Source organism: Aminobacter sp. UC22_36, from assembly GCF_044056035.1.
Lineage (GTDB): Bacteria > Pseudomonadota > Alphaproteobacteria > Rhizobiales > Rhizobiaceae > Aminobacter.
Genome location: NZ_CP171996.1, coordinates 3,378,091 through 3,393,779, shown reverse-complemented (window position 1 = coordinate 3,393,779; position 15,689 = coordinate 3,378,091). Strand labels below are relative to the sequence as shown.

Annotated in this window: 15 protein-coding genes and 1 pseudogene; 9 read left to right on the top strand and 7 right to left on the bottom strand. The window is 60.9% G+C overall.

Annotation, left to right across the window (positions count from 1 at the left end; translation table 11 throughout):
• Positions 1-110: 110 nt before the first annotated feature.
• Positions 111-575, bottom strand: a complete 465-nt coding sequence (locus tag ACHMW7_RS20085; RefSeq protein ID WP_395447270.1) for a PaaI family thioesterase — start codon at positions 573-575, stop codon at positions 111-113.
• Between the two features lie 175 nt (positions 576-750).
• Between ACHMW7_RS20085 and ACHMW7_RS20080 the strand changes: the two genes are divergently transcribed.
• From ACHMW7_RS20080 to ACHMW7_RS20060, 5 genes and pseudogenes are all read left to right on the top strand, one after another.
• Entirely contained in the window at positions 751-1,572 is an 822-nt protein-coding gene (locus ACHMW7_RS20080) for an enoyl-CoA hydratase (protein ID WP_395447269.1), read from the top strand.
• Between the two features lie 2 nt (positions 1,573-1,574).
• A pseudogene (locus ACHMW7_RS20075) lies at positions 1,575-1,998 on the top strand (VOC family protein).
• A gap of 62 nt (positions 1,999-2,060) precedes the next feature.
• Positions 2,061-2,582 carry a CoA-binding protein gene (locus ACHMW7_RS20070; RefSeq protein ID WP_395447268.1) on the top strand — a complete coding sequence of 174 codons (522 nt, stop codon included), beginning with the start codon at positions 2,061-2,063 and terminating at the stop codon, positions 2,580-2,582.
• 145 nt (positions 2,583-2,727) lie between these two features.
• Entirely contained in the window at positions 2,728-4,011 is a 1,284-nt protein-coding gene (locus tag ACHMW7_RS20065) for an O-acetylhomoserine aminocarboxypropyltransferase (RefSeq protein ID WP_395447267.1), read from the top strand.
• 68 nt (positions 4,012-4,079) lie between these two features.
• On the top strand, positions 4,080-4,424 hold the full coding sequence (locus tag ACHMW7_RS20060) for a cupin domain-containing protein (RefSeq protein ID WP_395447266.1): 345 nt from the start codon (positions 4,080-4,082) through the stop codon (positions 4,422-4,424).
• On the opposite strand, the gene ACHMW7_RS20055 is transcribed toward ACHMW7_RS20060, so the two are convergent.
• Entirely contained in the window at positions 4,366-5,076 is a 711-nt protein-coding gene (locus ACHMW7_RS20055) for a DapH/DapD/GlmU-related protein (protein WP_395447265.1), read from the bottom strand. The genes ACHMW7_RS20060 and ACHMW7_RS20055 overlap by 59 nt on opposite strands.
• A gap of 30 nt (positions 5,077-5,106) precedes the next feature.
• Complete coding sequence (locus ACHMW7_RS20050) at positions 5,107-5,709, bottom strand: class I SAM-dependent methyltransferase (protein ID WP_395447264.1); 603 nt, start codon at positions 5,707-5,709, stop codon at positions 5,107-5,109.
• Positions 5,710-6,028: 319 nt separating this feature from the next.
• On the opposite strand from ACHMW7_RS20050, the gene ACHMW7_RS20045 reads away from it, so the two are divergent.
• The 4 genes from ACHMW7_RS20045 (at position 6,029) to ACHMW7_RS20030 (ending at position 11,481) form a co-directional block, all read left to right on the top strand.
• Positions 6,029-6,661 carry an ATP-dependent Clp protease proteolytic subunit gene (locus ACHMW7_RS20045; RefSeq protein WP_395447263.1) on the top strand — a complete coding sequence of 211 codons (633 nt, stop codon included), beginning with the start codon at positions 6,029-6,031 and terminating at the stop codon, positions 6,659-6,661.
• Between the two features lie 301 nt (positions 6,662-6,962).
• Positions 6,963-8,237 (top strand): ATP-dependent Clp protease ATP-binding subunit ClpX, encoded by a 1,275-nt coding sequence (gene clpX / locus ACHMW7_RS20040; RefSeq protein ID WP_115733862.1) that lies wholly within the window; start codon positions 6,963-6,965, stop codon positions 8,235-8,237.
• Between the two features lie 373 nt (positions 8,238-8,610).
• On the top strand, positions 8,611-11,025 hold the full coding sequence (lon, locus tag ACHMW7_RS20035; RefSeq protein ID WP_395447262.1) for an endopeptidase La: 2,415 nt from the start codon (positions 8,611-8,613) through the stop codon (positions 11,023-11,025).
• Between the two features lie 183 nt (positions 11,026-11,208).
• Entirely contained in the window at positions 11,209-11,481 is a 273-nt protein-coding gene (locus tag ACHMW7_RS20030; RefSeq protein WP_214385062.1) for an HU family DNA-binding protein, read from the top strand.
• 91 nt (positions 11,482-11,572) lie between these two features.
• Here the strand turns inward: ACHMW7_RS20030 and ACHMW7_RS20025 are convergent, their stop codons facing one another.
• From ACHMW7_RS20025 to ACHMW7_RS20010, 4 genes are all read right to left on the bottom strand, one after another.
• Positions 11,573-11,992 (bottom strand): DUF6636 domain-containing protein, encoded by a 420-nt coding sequence (locus ACHMW7_RS20025; RefSeq protein WP_395451378.1) that lies wholly within the window; start codon positions 11,990-11,992, stop codon positions 11,573-11,575.
• Positions 11,993-12,140: 148 nt separating this feature from the next.
• Positions 12,141-13,235 carry a M24 family metallopeptidase gene (locus tag ACHMW7_RS20020; protein WP_395447261.1) on the bottom strand — a complete coding sequence of 365 codons (1,095 nt, stop codon included), beginning with the start codon at positions 13,233-13,235 and terminating at the stop codon, positions 12,141-12,143.
• Between the two features lie 88 nt (positions 13,236-13,323).
• Entirely contained in the window at positions 13,324-14,916 is a 1,593-nt protein-coding gene (locus tag ACHMW7_RS20015; RefSeq protein ID WP_395447260.1) for an ABC transporter substrate-binding protein, read from the bottom strand.
• The gene (locus ACHMW7_RS20010; RefSeq protein ID WP_395447259.1) at positions 14,916-15,569 is read right to left on the bottom strand and encodes a helix-turn-helix domain-containing protein; all 654 of its coding nucleotides are present in this window, start codon (positions 15,567-15,569) and stop codon (positions 14,916-14,918) included. The genes ACHMW7_RS20015 and ACHMW7_RS20010 overlap by 1 nt, the downstream gene beginning before the upstream one ends.
• Positions 15,570-15,689 lie beyond the last annotated feature (120 nt).

Genomic DNA, 15,689 nt, shown 5'->3' with positions numbered 1-15,689 from the left:
GGCCGCTGCTTTGCATGGGCTTATAGGTGAGGGCGGTTGAAGCGTCAAGCGTTGCGGAACTGACCATGCTTCATAAAAATAAATAAAAACAATATGATAGATGAGTGGTATTATTTTACCGCACCTCTGTCGCGTTTCGGCGGGATGGAATAGGTGCCGGTTGCGTGCGCCACGGTCTGCTTCTCCGGTCCAGCCACGATGTCGATGTCGAACACCATCAGGCTCTTGCCCAGCTTGAGGATGCGGCAATGGCCGTCGATCGGGCCGGCCTCCGCCTTGCGCATGAAGTTGATGTTGAGGTTGGTCGTTACCGACAAGGCGTCAGGCCCAGCATGACTGAGCACGCAGACATAACCGCCGATGTCGGCAAGGGTGAACAGCGACGGTCCAGATACTGTCCCACCGGGCCGGAGATGGCGCTCGTCGGCATTGAGCCGGACGGTGCAGCCGCCGGGAAAGACGTCTGTCACCTGATAAAAATCATAGTGGTCGTTGAGTTGCGGATAGACCTCCTTGAGGAGATCATTGACCTCGGCCGCCGTCATCAGCGGCGTCAATCCATTCTGCTCGGGCATTCGCTCTTTCCGTTGGCTTTCCGGGGGGCATTTTCCGGCGTCGTCATTCTGGCTGCGTGTGAACCTATGCCGTCGCCCGCGACACTTAGTTGGGAACCAATGTTTGCGGGCAAACGTATATGGCTCAAGCTCGACGCTGGCGATTCGTCTTTCGCCGCATTAGCCGGGGAGCACTATGGCAGAAATCGTCGCCATCAAACGCAGCACAGCTGAGGGATCTGTTCGGTCCAGCCTGGACAATGGCGTTTTGCGCCTAGTTCTTGCCAATCCGCCTGCCAACGCGCTGTCGATCGAAACGATGGCGGCGTTGCAGTCGCAACTGGACGGTGCGCGCGACGACAAGGAAATCAGGGCCATCGTGCTCGCTGCCGCGGGCAAGGTGTTCTGCGCCGGACATGACCTCAAGGAAATGACAGCCCACAGAAGCGACGCCGACCGCGGCCGCGCCTTCTTCGAACTCACCATGGCACGCTGTTCGACGCTGATGCAGTCGATCGTGCGCCACCCCAAGCCGGTGGTTGCCGAGGTCGATGGCCTTGCCACGGCGGCCGGCTTGCAGCTCGTCGCCAGCTGCGACCTCGCCATCGCCTCCGATCAATCCACTTTCTGCACGCCAGGCGTCAATATTGGCCTGTTCTGCTCGACGCCGATGGTGGCGCTGTCGCGCAATGTCCCGCGCAAACAGGCGATGGAAATGCTGCTGACCGGCGAGACCATCGATGCCACGACCGCGCGCGATTTCGGTCTGGTCAATCGCGTCGTGCCGCGCGAGTACCTGAATCACATTGTCGGAAAATACGTCCAAACCATTGTTTCGAAATCGCCTCTGACGCTGAAGATCGGCAAGGAGGCATTTTACGCCCAGGCCGAGATGGGGCTTGCGGAAGCCTATGACCATGCGTCGCGGGTGATGGTCGAAAACATGCTGGCACGGGATGCCGAGGAGGGGATCGGCGCTTTCATCGACAAGCGCGAAGCACAGTGGAAGGGAGAATAGGATTGGAACAGCGGATTTCGCTTGTCACCCTGGGGGTCGATGATCTCGGCCGCGCCGTGCGCTTTTATGAATCGATGGGGCTCAAACGAAACCAGTCGATTACCGACGGTGTCGCCTTCTTCCAGCTGGGCGGGATCGTGCTCGGCCTTTGGGGTCGCGAGCAACTTGCGACCGACGCGGGGATTTCCCGGCGGCAAGGGCGGTTTTTCCGGCGTGTCGCTGGCCTACAACACGCGTTCCGAAGCCGAGGTCGACGAGATGCTGGCGGCGGCCGAGAAGGCCGGTGGTCGCATCGTCAAGCCGGCGCAGCGCGCCTTCTGGGGCGGCTGGTATGGCTATTTCGCCGACACCGAGGGCCACCTCTGGGAAGTGGCGCACAATCCCGATTTCCCGATTGCCGAGGATGGCAGCATCTCCCTGCCGTGAGGTGCGCGGCGTTTGCGCACCCTGCCGAAAGCCGGTATCCAGAACCGTCGAACGAGGCGGCCATGAACCACAACAGCTACGACAATGCCTACATCGCCGGCATCCTGAATTCGGTCAGGACGATCGCCGTCGTCGGTGCTTCGGCCAATGACGTCAGGCCCAGCTACTTTGTCACCAAATATCTGATCGGCAAGGGCTATAAGGTTTACCCGGTCAATCCGGGCCATGCCGGCAAGGAGATCCTCGGCCGCATGACCTATGCCAGCCTCACCGACATTCCCCAGGCCATCGACATGGTCGATGTCTTCCGTGCGTCGGCCGCAGTGCCGGTAATTGTCGATGAAGCCCTCAAGCTTGATCCGCTGCCAAAAGTCATCTGGATGCAGTTGACCGTCCGCCATGACGAGGCCGCGGCCCGGGCCGAGGCCGCCGGCATCCAGGTCGTCATGAATCGCTGCCCCAAGATCGAATATGCGCGGCTGGCGGGGGAAATCGGCTGGAGCGGCATTAACTCAGGCGTGCTGTCGTCAAAGCGCCCGGTCATGCGCGAGGGGTTCCAGAGCTTCGGCATCCGCGCAAAATAGTCGTGCCCAATCGACCGCCGCCGAAGCAGTATGGAAAAATCGTGCGGTAAGTATTGGGCGTTCTGGAATATTCGTCTTTGCTTTCCGGCACTGGCTCCGCCAAAGATGGCGCCCGAATTCGACTGGCATATCCTTGGAGAAACAAATGTCCCAGCGCGCTCCTGGTTTCAACACGCTTGCGGTCCACGCTGGCGCAAAGCCCGATCCGGCGACTGGCGCCCGCGCCACGCCGATCTACCAGACGACATCTTATGTCTTCGACGATGCCGACCACGCCGCATCGCTGTTCGGGCTGAAGGCCTTCGGCAACATCTACACCCGCATCATGAACCCGACCCAGGCCGTGCTTGAGGAGCGCATCGCAGCCCTTGAAGGCGGTACCGCGGCATTGGCCACCGCGTCGGGCCACGCGGCGCAGTTACTGGTGTTCCACAATCTGATGCGTCCGGGCGACAATTTCGTCGCCGCGACGCGCCTCTATGGCGGCTCGATCAACCAGTTCGGCCATGCCTTCAAGAATTTTGGCTGGGAAGCGCGCTGGGCCGACACCAACGACATTTCAAGCTTTGACAAGCAGATCGATGGCAAGACCAAGGCGATCTTCATCGAGAGCCTTGCCAATCCGGGCGGCACCTTCGTCGACATCGAAAAGGTGGCCGACATTGCCCGCAAGCATGGCCTGCCGCTGATCGTCGACAACACGCTGGCGAGCCCGTACCTGATCCGTCCTATCGAGCATGGCGCTGACATCGTCGTCCATTCGCTGACCAAGTTCATCGGCGGCCACGGCAATTCGATCGGCGGCGTCATCGTCGATGGCGGCACCTTCGACTGGTCGAAGTCGGGCAAATACCCGATGCTGTCGGAGCCGCGGCCTGAATATGGCGGCGTCGTGCTGCACGAGACCTTTGGCAATTTTGCCTTCGCCATCGCCGCCCGCGTTCTCGGCCTGCGCGACCTTGGCCCGGCGATCTCGCCCTTCAACTCGTTCCTGATCCTCACCGGCCTCGAGACCTTGCCGCTGCGCATGCAGCGCCATTGCGACAATGCGCTGACGGTCGCCGGCTGGCTCTCCGACCATCCCAAGGTCGAATGGGTCTCCTATCCCGGCCTCAAGAGTGACAAGAACCATGCGCTGATGAAGAAGTATTCGCCGCAAGGGGCGGGTGCCGTCTTCACCTTCGGCCTCAAGGGTGGCTACGAGGCCGGCGTCAAGTTCGTCGAAGCACTTGAGCTGTTCTCGCACCTCGCCAATGTCGGCGACACCAAGTCGCTGGTCATTCACCCGGCTTCGACCACCCACCGCCAGCTCTCCGACGAGCAGAAGGTGGCGGCAGGCGCCGGACCTGATGTTGTCCGCCTCTCCGTCGGCATCGAGGATGTCAGCGACATTATCGCCGACCTCGAGCAGGCGCTGGCCAAGGCCTGATCGGCCGTGCAAGAGTTGGCCCCGGCAGTCTTGGGCTGCCGGGGCCTTTTGCTGTCTGGAGCTGGATCTTGCCGAAATTTCTCACCATCGACGTCAATGGCATCGAGCCGGAAGCCGGGGCGCCGGCGCAGGGCCGTTTGATCTCGGGCGATCCCAAGTTCCGTACCTGGAACGCCGAGGAGGCTGATGGCGGGCTCTATGCTGGCATCTGGGAATCGACGCCCGGCAAATGGCGCATCGAATATGATGAATGGGAGTTCTGCCACATCTTGTCGGGCGTCTCGGTCATCGCGGAGGAGGGCGGCGAAGCCTGCACGGTGCGTGCCGGCGACAGCTTCGTCCTCAGGCCCGGCTTCAGGGGAAGCTGGGAAGTGCTTGAAACGACTCGCAAGGAATATGTGATCCGGCTCTGAGCGTCAGCTTTTTTTCGCGTCGAATTTTTCCGACGCCAATGCCAGCGTGTCGATCTCGTTCGCGCATAGCAGCGGCTTCAGCGCCTCGAACTTCTCTGCCGGCCATTCGTAGACTTTGAGCGCCAGCAGTTTGTCGACAACGGCCTGCGGAAAACGCGTCTTGATCGGCACGGCCGGATTTCCAGCAACGATGGTGTAGGGCGCCACGTTTCTTGGTGACGATGGCACCTGAGGCAATGATGGCGCCTTCGCCGATGGTGACGCCGGGCATGATCATGGCGCGCATGCCGATCCAGGCGCCGTCGCCGATGACCGTGTCGCCCTTGCCGGCATAGGCATCCAGGATGAACTCGGGGAAGGGATAAAGGCTGAACCAGTCCGTCCGGTGTGTGTGGTTGCCGCCGAGCAGGATCACCGCCTCGGCGCCGACGCAGACATAGTCGCCGATATGCAGTTGGTCGATCGGCCAGGCCGGTTCCCACGCTTTCAGACTGTAGTCGTCGCCATAGAGATAGCGCACGACGCTTTGTTCGAACGAACCCGACCAGGCATCGCTATAGTAGCTGTGCGTGCCACGAATGTGGATTTTCGGATTCGTGACTGTCTCGTGCAACAGTTCTACCCTGGACCAGTGTTTGGTATCGTTTTTCATCGCGTAAGATCCTCAGGCCACGGCAGCCGCTCAGGCCTTGGTGGCGAATACATAAAGCCAGTCCGTCGGCAGGCCGTCGTAGCCGCTTCCTCTGTTACTGGTGATTTCGATCTGCCCTTTCCAGCCGCGGTCGCCATATGCGCCTGCCAGCCATGCGGGGGAAGGGTAGTTATAGTACCTGCCGAAGCGATCGCGTCCCTCGGCTTCGCCAGCCTTGAAGCTCGCGTAGAACACGCCTCCCGGCTTCAGCGCCCGCTGCACACGCTCAACGATCCCCGCAAGATGCTCGCGCGGCACATGTAGCAGGCAGGCATTGGCCCACACGCCGTCATAGGCGTCGGTTTCTTCGATGTCTTCAAACAGGAGGACCTTGACGGCTCGGCCAAGACGTTTTGCTGCTGCCGCGGCCATCTCCGGCGTGCCATCTGATGGTGTGACGTCGAAGCCTTCGGCGAGCATGGCTTCGCTGTCTTGTCCTGCGCCGCATCCAAGTTCGAGCACATGGCCACCCGTCGGCAAGCGAGCCATGAATGCGTGGAGATGGCGGTTGCTCGCCGGCGCGCCCCTGGTCGTGTAGGCTTCCGCCTCGTTCGAGTAGAATCTGATTGTCTCGCTGTCTTTGGCTTCCGACACAATTGCTCCGGTATCAGTTTTCCGCGGAACGGGCCGTCAGACTAGCTGGTGAGCTTGGGTTTGGTTGTTTGTCCAGGCACCAGACATTCGCTCAGCTGACGGCCGGGCCCATTGCATTGAGTCCACTACCGCAGCAGGTGCGGAAAGTTCCAGTGCCGAACATTGAGCCAGCTATCGCTACGAAAGTTAGCGGCAGCTGAAGTCATGCGTGCTTACCGGTCTTGCGCAACGCTAATGCGACATCCTATTTACAGGGCAAAGCCTCTGAACCGATTCTGCCCGTCCGGCGCCGGAATCCCCTCACGAAAAGGGATAGTCGATGAAGAACCCCGTCGAAACATACATGAACCTCGTTCCGATGGTGGTCGAGCAGACCAACCGAGGCGAGCGCGCCTACGATATCTTCTCGCGGCTCCTCAAAGAGCGCATCATCTTCATCACCGGCCCGGTCGAAGACGGCATGGCGACGCTCGTTTGCGCCCAACTGCTGTTCCTCGAAGCCGAGAACCCGAAGAAAGAGATCAATCTCTACATCAACTCGCCCGGTGGCGTGGTGACCTCGGGCATGGCGATCTACGACACCATGCAGTTCATCAAGCCGGCGGTTTCGACGCTGTGCATCGGCCAGGCTGCCTCAATGGGCTCGCTGCTGCTCTGCGCCGGCCACAAGGACATGCGTTTTGCCACGCCGAACGCCCGCATCATGGTGCACCAGCCTTCGGGCGGCTTCCAGGGGCAGGCCTCGGACATCGAGCGCCACGCCCTGGACATCATCAAGCTCAAGCGCCGTCTCAACGAGGTCTATGTCAAGCATACCGGCAAGGACTACGAGACCATTGAAAAGACGCTCGACCGCGACCATTTCATGACGGCGGACGAGGCACGCGACTTTGGTTTGATCGACAAGGTCATCGCAAGCCGCGACCCGGTTGAGGGTGCCACCGCTTCGTGATTGGACGCTGCGACCTGCCTGCAGGGCCACATCTCGCATTTTTGAGGTGCCCTGCGGCATTTCGGACACATTTTGCTGTTCCCTCCGTGGAAGCGTCGGCCTACGTTAAGGTGGCGTTGAGCTTCGACGGCTTAGCGTTGTTCAAGGGTGCCGCGACTCGTTGCAGCGACTTCTGGAATGTGAGTTGTACGGAGCTCGTTGCGGCGGCCAGGGAATGGCGGTGGCGGCGTCCGTCGTTAGATTGCATATGCGCCCCGGAGCCAGACCTTCGGCCGGGCGGCAGTGAAAGGACTTGGACAAGATGAGCAAGGTCAGCAACGGCGGCGGCGACTCCAAGAACACGCTCTATTGCTCGTTCTGCGGCAAGAGCCAGCACGAGGTACGCAAACTCATAGCCGGCCCGACCGTCTTCATCTGCGATGAATGCGTCGAACTGTGCATGGACATCATCCGCGAGGAGAACAAGACCTCGATGGTGAAGTCGCGCGAGGGCGTGCCGACACCGCAGGAAATCCTCAAGGTTCTGGACGACTATGTCATTGGTCAGCCTTACGCCAAGCGCGTGCTGTCGGTAGCCGTCCACAACCACTACAAGCGCCTCGCGCATGCGTCCAAGAGCAACGACGTCGAATTGGCGAAGTCGAACATCTTGCTGATCGGCCCGACGGGCTGCGGCAAAACGCTGCTCGCCCAGACGCTCGCCCGCATCATCGACGTACCGTTCACCATGGCGGATGCGACGACGCTGACCGAAGCCGGTTATGTCGGCGAAGACGTCGAAAACATCATCCTCAAGCTGCTGCAGTCGGCCGACTACAATGTCGAACGCGCCCAGCGCGGCATCGTCTACATCGACGAAATCGACAAGATCTCGCGCAAGTCGGACAACCCGTCTATCACCCGCGACGTCAGTGGCGAAGGTGTCCAGCAGGCGCTGCTGAAGATCATGGAAGGCACTGTCGCTTCCGTGCCGCCCCAGGGCGGCCGCAAGCACCCGCAGCAGGAGTTCCTGCAGGTCGACACGGCCAACATCCTGTTCATCTGCGGTGGCGCGTTTGCCGGCCTCGACAAGATCATCTCGGATCGCGGCCGCAAGACCTCGATCGGCTTTGGCGCCACCGTCGCTTCGCCGGAGGACCGGCGCAGCGGCGAAGTGTTCCGCCTCGTCGAACCAGAGGATCTGCTGAAATTCGGCCTGATCCCCGAATTCGTCGGCCGTCTGCCTGTCCTGGCGACGCTCGAGGATCTCGACGAGCCAGCGCTGATCCAGATCCTGACCGAGCCGAAGAATGCTCTGGTCAAGCAGTACCAGCGCCTGTTCGAGATGGAAAATGTCGACCTGACCTTCCACGAGAACGCGCTGTCGGCGATTGCCAAGCGCGCCATCGAGCGCAAGACCGGCGCCCGCGGCCTGCGTTCGATCATGGAAGCGATCCTGCTCGACACGATGTTTGAACTTCCCGCACTCGAAGGCGTGCAGGAAGTGGTGATTTCGGAAGAGGTGGTGACCGGCAGCGCCCGGCCGCTCTATATCTACTCCGAACAGAAGGAAAAGAAGGGCAACGTCAGCGCCTGAGGCCTGGCAGTTTCCCTTTGGACCGCTCCAGCGAACGGCGCCCCAGCGGCGCCGTTGGCATTTCGGAGCCTCGCCGATCCTGGCCAGCAAACGCTACAGCGCCGCGCATCCTTGAGATGCGCAAGGGACGCTGTAGAGTTTTGAGGTGGTGCATGATCCTTTCCGAAAATCGATTCCGATTTTCGGGGTCATGCACGAGCGTGATTGGCCTTGATGTTTACCCGGCGAAGCTCCAACTAACGGAGAAGAGGCGATGGGTGGGTTTTCGTGCTGTAATACCGCGCGGTAATCGGCGGTAGGCGGAACCGTCCATGGTCGTTAATATGAGATTCGCGGTTGGCGCTCGCGCGGCTGCGAAATGAAAGGTTGGACAATGGCCAAAATATCCCGCTCTTCCAGCGAAGGTACCTTCGCAGTCCTGCCGTTGCGCGACATTGTCGTGTTCCCGCACATGATCGTCCCGCTGTTTGTGGGGCGTGAAAAGTCGATCAAGGCTCTGGAAGAGGTGATGGGTCAGGAAAAGCAGATCCTGCTTGCGACCCAGATGAATGCCGCCGACGATGACCCCGAGCCGGGCGCCATCTACGACATCGGCACGCTCGCCAATGTGCTGCAGCTGCTCAAGCTGCCTGACGGCACCGTCAAGGTGCTGGTCGAGGGCACGACGCGCGCCAAGATTCAGTCCTTCACCGACAAGCCTGATTTCCACGAGGCCCACGCTCTCGTCTTGAGCGAGCCCGAAGAGGAAGAGGTCGAGGTTGAGGCGCTTGCGCGTTCGGTGGTTTCCGACTTCGAAAACTACGTCAAGCTGAACAAGAAGATTTCGCCCGAAGTGGTTGGCGCTGCCAGCCAGATCGAGGACTATTCCAAGCTCGCCGATACGGTGGCCTCGCATCTCGCCATCAAGATCACCGAGAAGCAGGAAATGCTCGGCACGCTGTCCGTCAAGGAACGGCTCGAGAAGGCGATGGGCTTCATGGAAGCCGAAATCTCCGTCTTGCAGGTGGAAAAGCGCATCCGCAGCCGCGTCAAGCGGCAGATGGAGAAGACCCAGCGCGAGTACTACCTCAACGAGCAGATGAAGGCGATCCAGAAGGAACTCGGCGAAGGCGAAGACGGCCGCGACGAGTCCGCCGAGATCGAGGCGCGCATCAAGAAGACGAAGCTTTCCAAGGAGGCCCGCGAGAAGGCGGATGCCGAGTTGAAGAAGCTGCGTTCGATGTCGCCGATGTCGGCTGAAGCCACCGTGGTGCGCAATTATCTCGACTGGATCCTGTCGATCCCGTGGGGCAAGAATTCCAAGGTCAAGCAGGACCTGAACTTCGCCCAGGAGGTGCTCGACACCGACCATTACGGCCTCGACAAGGTCAAGGACCGCATCGTCGAGTATCTTGCCGTGCAGAGCCGCCAGAAGAAGCTGAAGGGCCCGATCCTGTGCCTCGTTGGCCCTCCCGGCGTCGGCAAGACCTCGCTCGGCAAGTCGATCGCCAAGGCGACCGGCCGTGAGTTCGTGCGCATGGCGCTCGGCGGCGTGCGTGACGAGGCCGAGATCCGCGGTCACCGCCGCACCTATATCGGCTCGATGCCCGGCAAGGTCATCCAGTCGATGAAGAAGGCCAAGAAGTCCAACCCGCTCTTCCTGCTCGACGAGATCGACAAGATGGGCCAGGACTTCCGTGGTGATCCTTCGTCGGCGCTGCTTGAGGTGCTCGATCCGGAACAGAACGCAACGTTCATGGACCACTATCTGGAGGTCGAATACGACCTTTCGAGCGTGATGTTCGTGACGACGGCGAACACGCTGAACATCCCTGCGCCCTTGATGGACCGCATGGAGATCATCCGCATCGCCGGCTACACCGAGGACGAAAAGGTCGAGATCGCCAAGCGGCACCTGATGTCCAAGGTGGTGCGCGATCATGCGCTCCAGCCCAAGGAGTTCTCGGTTTCCGAGGACGCGATCCGCGGCATCATCCAGACTTACACGCGCGAAGCCGGTGTCCGCAGCCTCGAGCGCGAGCTGATGAAGCTCGGGCGCAAGGCCGTCACCGAGATCATCAAGACCAAGAAGAAGTCGGTGAAGGTCACCGCCGCCAACTTGGACGAGTATCTCGGCGTGCCGCGCTACCGCTTCGGACAGGTCGAGGCCGACGATCAGATCGGTGTGGTCACTGGCCTGGCATGGACCGAGGTTGGCGGCGAGTTGCTGACGATCGAAGGTGTGATGATGCCTGGCAAGGGCCGCATGACCGTCACCGGCAACCTGCGTGAAGTCATGAAGGAGTCGATCTCGGCGGCGGCGTCTTATGTCCGCAGCCGCGCCATCGATTTCGGCATCGAGCCACCGCTGTTCGACAAGCGCGACATCCATGTGCACGTGCCGGAAGGTGCGACGCCCAAGGACGGCCCTTCGGCCGGTGTCGGTATGGCGACGGCCATCGTCTCGGTAATGACCGGTATTCCGGTCAAGGCCGATGTCGCGATGACTGGCGAGATCACTCTGCGTGGTCGTGTGCTGCCGATCGGCGGCCTCAAGGAGAAGCTGCTTGCAGCGCTTCGCGGCGGCATCAAGAAGGTGCTGATCCCGGAAGAAAACGCCAAGGATCTGGCGGAGATTCCGGAAAACGTGAAGAGCGGCATGGAGATTATCCCGGTCGGCCGCATGGGCGAAGTGCTCAGGCACGCTCTGGTGCGCATGCCCGAGCCGATTGAATGGACTGAGCCGGTCGACGTGCCGGCGTCCAAGTCGGATGCCGGCGATGATGCCGGCAAGGGCTTCGCTCATTAGTTGCATCTAAAGTTGCAACGAAAAACGAAAAGCCGGGCACACGCCCGGCTTTTTCATGTGAAAAACCGCAGAATTCCGGGCTTTGCGGGCCTTTTCGACTTGGTTGTGCCGACACTTTTTTCTAAAGTCCGTGTCCTACCGGCTGAGTCTAATGTCCCGGTTTTCTCATGGAAGGGAATTTGAATGAACAAGAACGAACTAGTGTCCGCCGTCGCCGAAGCATCCAAGCTCTCGAAGGGTGACGCGCAGTCCGCTGTCGACGCTGTTTTTTCCGTCATCACCGGCGAACTGAAGAGCGGCGGCGATGTCCGGCTTGTCGGTTTCGGAAATTTCACCGTGTCAAAACGCGCGGAGTCGACTGGCCGTAACCCGCAGACGGGTGCGGAAGTGAAGATCCCGGCGCGCACGGTACCGAAGTTCTCGGCTGGCAAAGGCCTCAAGGACGCGGTCAACTGATCGCTCTTCAGCCGATGTAATGCTTGAAAAGCCGGGTTCGCCCGGCTTTTCTTTTGTCTGAAATCGGATTCCTAAGGGGCGGCCTTGCCGCTCAGTAGATTTGGGTTCTGGACCGGCTGATGAAGAAGCCGTGGCCATCATTGCGGGTGCAGCTCAGCCCGGCCTTATCGGACGTGCAGCTGAACGGCCCCTTTTTCCAGCTATTGCCATATTCAAGCCTATGCGAGCCATCGCAGCACCCGGTATCGCCAACATTCTGATAACGCTTGGCTTTTCCAGACTTGCCGAGGATGAACCTGAGATAGGTCGGCTCGATGCGGTCGCAGCCGAGTTCCGGCCCGCCATCCCCGGGCATGTAGACGTCCGAGCCGCCTGCGGGCGTGTACTGGCAGCCGACATTACCTGAAGGCATGTTGAAATAGACGGCACCGCCATCGGCCGGGAAGGTCTGTTCCGCGGCACTTGCATCGATCGAGATCAGGGCAATCACCGCAACAAGCAAAGAACGCACAGCCCCTCCAGCGCAATTCCACGGTTCCAAACGCAATGATAGCACCAGAACGCGCAAATTGGGCAACAGCGATTGGGGGGCGAGGTGTCCCAACAAAGAAAGGGCCGCTGCGGCGGCCCTTTCGTTGTTCGGCTGGATTGCTGAAGGCTTACGCCTTGACCAGAAATGCCTCGCGCGGCAGGTCGGACAGCACCTCGGCACGATTGCCGCGCAGGATCACGATCTCTTCCAGCCTGAGCCCAAAGCGGCCCTGCAGATAGATGCCCGGCTCGATGGAGAACACGTTGCCTTCGACAAGGATCGTCTCCGACGTGCCGGTGATGTATGGCTGCTCATGGATGTCGATGCCCAGGCCATGGCCAGTGCGGTGCAGGAAGAAGTCGCCATAACCGGCTGCGGCGATGACGTCGCGGGCGGCCTTGTCGACCTCCTTGGCGGCGACACCTGGCTTTGCTGCGGCAATCGCCGCCTGCACGGCGCGCTCCAGAACGCCGTGAACCTCGTCAAAGCCTTCCGGGGTCTCTCCGAACACGCCGACGCGCGTCATGTCGGAGGGATAGCCGTCCTTGCGCCCGCCGATGTCAATCAATACGGCCTCGTTGGCCTTGAGCTGGCGGTCGCCGGTATGATGGTGCGGGAAGGCACCGTTTTCGCCGAAACAGACGCTGGTGAACTCCGGTTTGGCGCCGTTGGCGGCGTAGAAGTCGCGGATTGCCTGTGCCACTTCCAGTTCGGTGACGCCTTGCTTCAGTGCGGCGAAACCGGCGCGCATCGCGCCATCGTTAAGCACAGCGTTCATCTTGAGCCGTGCGTATTCGGCGTCGTCCTTCTGGCCGCGCAGGAAGCTCACCGTATCCGCGAGGAAACCGCGTGCAGCACCTGGCAGGGCGTCGATGACCAGCAGCGCGAAATCGGCGCGCATGGTTTCGTCAAGCGCGATCTTGAGGTTGCCGTGGCCGGCACCGCAATCCTTGAGCAGCTTGGCAAGTGCTGCGCTGGGCCCGTCGGCATCGGTCCACGGGTAGAACGGCAGCTTGGTGTAGGGACGCTGGCTGTCGACGTTGAGCGCCGGCATCAGGAAGCCGGCGTGGTCCTTGGCGACGATCAGCAGCACCGGGCGCTCGTCGCCATGCGGCGACATGCCGGCAAGCCAGACAAGGTGCGAAGAGGGGCCGACGACCACAAGGTCAGTCCCGGTTTCAGCCATGCGCTCGCGCAGCCGCGCCATCCGCTCTTCGTACATCGTCTCTGCCTTCTTGGATTTGGGGAGGGGGTGAGGGGAGGGGAAATGGGACCGCCCGCAATGGGGCGGTCCCGGTCAGTGCCGTTCGTCAGTTCTTCTTGACGAGGCGGTAGTAGACGAAGTCGGAGGTCGCGCCGTTGACATAGCCTTCGACGTTCTTGGCGCGAGCGACCTGGGTCGCGGCCTGGAACATGATGACGATCGGCGACTTCTCCTGCACCTGCTTCTGCAGGTCGACATACATCGTGTTGCGCTTTGCCTGGTCAGGCTCGGCAAGGGCAGCCTTGGTCGCCTTGTTCAGCTCTTCCGGCACGGCCCAGCCATTCCGCCACGTGGTGGTCGACTGGTAGTGATCGTCGGAGTTGTCCTCGTTGTAGGCGAACGCCTTGGCATTGGAGTGCGGGTCCATGAAATCTGGGCCCCAATAGAGCAGCATCGCCTCATGGGTGCGGGCACGGTACTTGGTGATCACCTGCGAGCCGGTGCCCGGGATGATGTTGAAGTTGATGCCGGCTTCGGCGAAGCTTGCCTGCAGCGACTGCGCCATGTCGGTGAACGGCGTCGAGTTGATGACGTCGAGCGTGACGTCGATCGGCGTCTTGATGCCGGCATCAGCCAGGATCTGCTTGGCCTTGGCCGGATCGTAGCTGTAGGGCGTCTCGTCGAGCGAGCCGGGGAAGCCCGACGGCCAGAACGCCTGATGCGTCTGCATCTGGCCCTTCAGGAAGGTGTCGGTCATGCCCTTGTAGTTGACCAGGTAACGCGCGGCATCCCACACGGCTTCCGGCTGCAGGGCTGCGTCCTTCTGGTTGAAGCTCAGGAAGTGCACGGCTGCCTGCGGATAGGTCTCGGTGACCAGCGTGTCCTTGCCGGCGATCGTTGCGATCTGGTCCGACGTCAGGTTCTTGGCCATGTCGACGTCACCCGATTCCAGCAAGAGTTGCTGGGTCGCAGCTTCGGCGACGTGGCGGATGATGACGCCCTTGATCTCCGGCGCGCCGTTGAAATAGTCGGGGTTGGCGGCGAGGTTGATGATTTCGCCCGGGCGGAAGGCCTTGAGCACGAACGGGCCGGTGCCAGCCGAGTTCGACTTCAGCCAGCCATTGCCCATGTCGCCATTGGCCTCGTTGGCCTGAAGCGTCACCGCGTCGACGATCGAACCCGGACGCGCAGCAAGAACGTTGAGCACGAAGGCTGAAGCGAAGTCGCCTTCATACTTGATCACGACCTTGTTGCCGTCGGCCTTGACCATCGAATCGAAGTTCTCAGGGGTCCAGCCGAGCTGCGTCAGGATGAAGGCCGGGGCCTTGTTGAGCACGATCACGCGCTTGAACGAATAGACCACATCCTCGGCGCGCAGCGGATTGCCGGAGGTGAACTTGACGCCGTCGCGCAGCGTGAACGTGATGGTCTTGTTGGCGTCGTCAGCCGTCCATTCCTTGGCGAGACCAGCAGCCAGGGTCTTGGTGTCGGCGGCATCGTACTGGACGAGACGGTCGTAGGTCTGGGCAACGTACTCGCCCGAGGAGAACTCGTAGGCTTCGGCGGGGTCGATGCTGACGATGTCGTCGATATTCTGCGCCACCACGAGTACGCCGGCCGGCGTTGCCGCCAGGCTGATCGCGGGCGTCATCGGCATTGCCAGCGCCGCAGCAAGCAGCGCTGCTTTGAACAGTCTCATCATTTTGTCTCCTTTTTGGTTCCCATTGTTGTCTCGTCGGCCCTTGAACCGCGCAGGGCCGGATGCTCCGTGCGCGACCTGAACATCGGCAAGGTGCCGGTCCAGAGCATGCGCGCGAACTTATCGGTGTCGTTCGACCAGGAATGCGGACGATTGCCGCGGAAGTGCAGGCTGTCGCCGACCGAAAGCACCATTTCTTGATCCTCGAGGCGCTGGGTAATGGCGCCTTCGAGAATGAACAGGATCTCTTCACCCTCATGGCTGACCGTCTCCGAGCGGTAGCCTGGCGGAACGTTGAGGACGAAGGACGAGAGCACGTTGCCGGTGAAGTCGGCAGCGATGCGCTCGTAGACGATCGACGAGCCGTCGACGGAGAATCGGTTGCGGTCGCCGGAACGGGTCAGCCCGTCCTCCATGCTCGGTGTCGCGATGAAATAATCCACACCCACATCGAGGCTGCGGGCAATTTGCGCCAGCGTGCCGAGCGAAGGGGTGGCATGATCGCGCTCGACCTGGCTGAGGTACCCGACCGAAATGCCTGCGGCATCACACAATTCTTGGAGCGTCATCGACAATTGGCGCCGGCGGGCGCGGATCAGCGCGCCCACTTTGGGCTGGCTCGATGCCGCAGATTTGCCGGCTGCTGAGGACAAGTTTTTCGCTCCCATCAAAATTTTTTTGATCTAAGCAAAAATATTTGTATAGTCCAAGCGGAATTTTGCTCGACAGAAAACAACCGTGCCGCACTCGCGACGCGGCCAATGTGGTGGGAA

What these genes read in the sequence shown, in the direction of transcription:
- ACHMW7_RS20065 (WP_395447267.1), top strand. Translation starts at nt 2,728, where the DNA reads ATGTCCCAGCGCGCTCCTGGTTTCAACACGCTTGCGGTCCACGCTGGC.
- ACHMW7_RS20020 (WP_395447261.1), bottom strand. Translation starts at nt 13,235, where the DNA reads ATGTACGAAGAGCGGATGGCGCGGCTGCGCGAGCGCATGGCTGAAACC.
- ACHMW7_RS20045 (WP_395447263.1), top strand. Translation starts at nt 6,029, where the DNA reads ATGAAGAACCCCGTCGAAACATACATGAACCTCGTTCCGATGGTGGTC.
- lon (WP_395447262.1), top strand. Translation starts at nt 8,611, where the DNA reads ATGGCCAAAATATCCCGCTCTTCCAGCGAAGGTACCTTCGCAGTCCTG.
- ACHMW7_RS20080 (WP_395447269.1), top strand. Translation starts at nt 751, where the DNA reads ATGGCAGAAATCGTCGCCATCAAACGCAGCACAGCTGAGGGATCTGTT.
- clpX (WP_115733862.1), top strand. Translation starts at nt 6,963, where the DNA reads ATGAGCAAGGTCAGCAACGGCGGCGGCGACTCCAAGAACACGCTCTAT.
- ACHMW7_RS20015 (WP_395447260.1), bottom strand. Translation starts at nt 14,916, where the DNA reads ATGAGACTGTTCAAAGCAGCGCTGCTTGCTGCGGCGCTGGCAATGCCG.
- ACHMW7_RS20055 (WP_395447265.1), bottom strand. Translation starts at nt 5,076, where the DNA reads ATGAAAAACGATACCAAACACTGGTCCAGGGTAGAACTGTTGCACGAG.
- ACHMW7_RS20085 (WP_395447270.1), bottom strand. Translation starts at nt 575, where the DNA reads ATGCCCGAGCAGAATGGATTGACGCCGCTGATGACGGCGGCCGAGGTC.
- ACHMW7_RS20070 (WP_395447268.1), top strand. Translation starts at nt 2,061, where the DNA reads ATGAACCACAACAGCTACGACAATGCCTACATCGCCGGCATCCTGAAT.
- ACHMW7_RS20030 (WP_214385062.1), top strand. Translation starts at nt 11,209, where the DNA reads ATGAACAAGAACGAACTAGTGTCCGCCGTCGCCGAAGCATCCAAGCTC.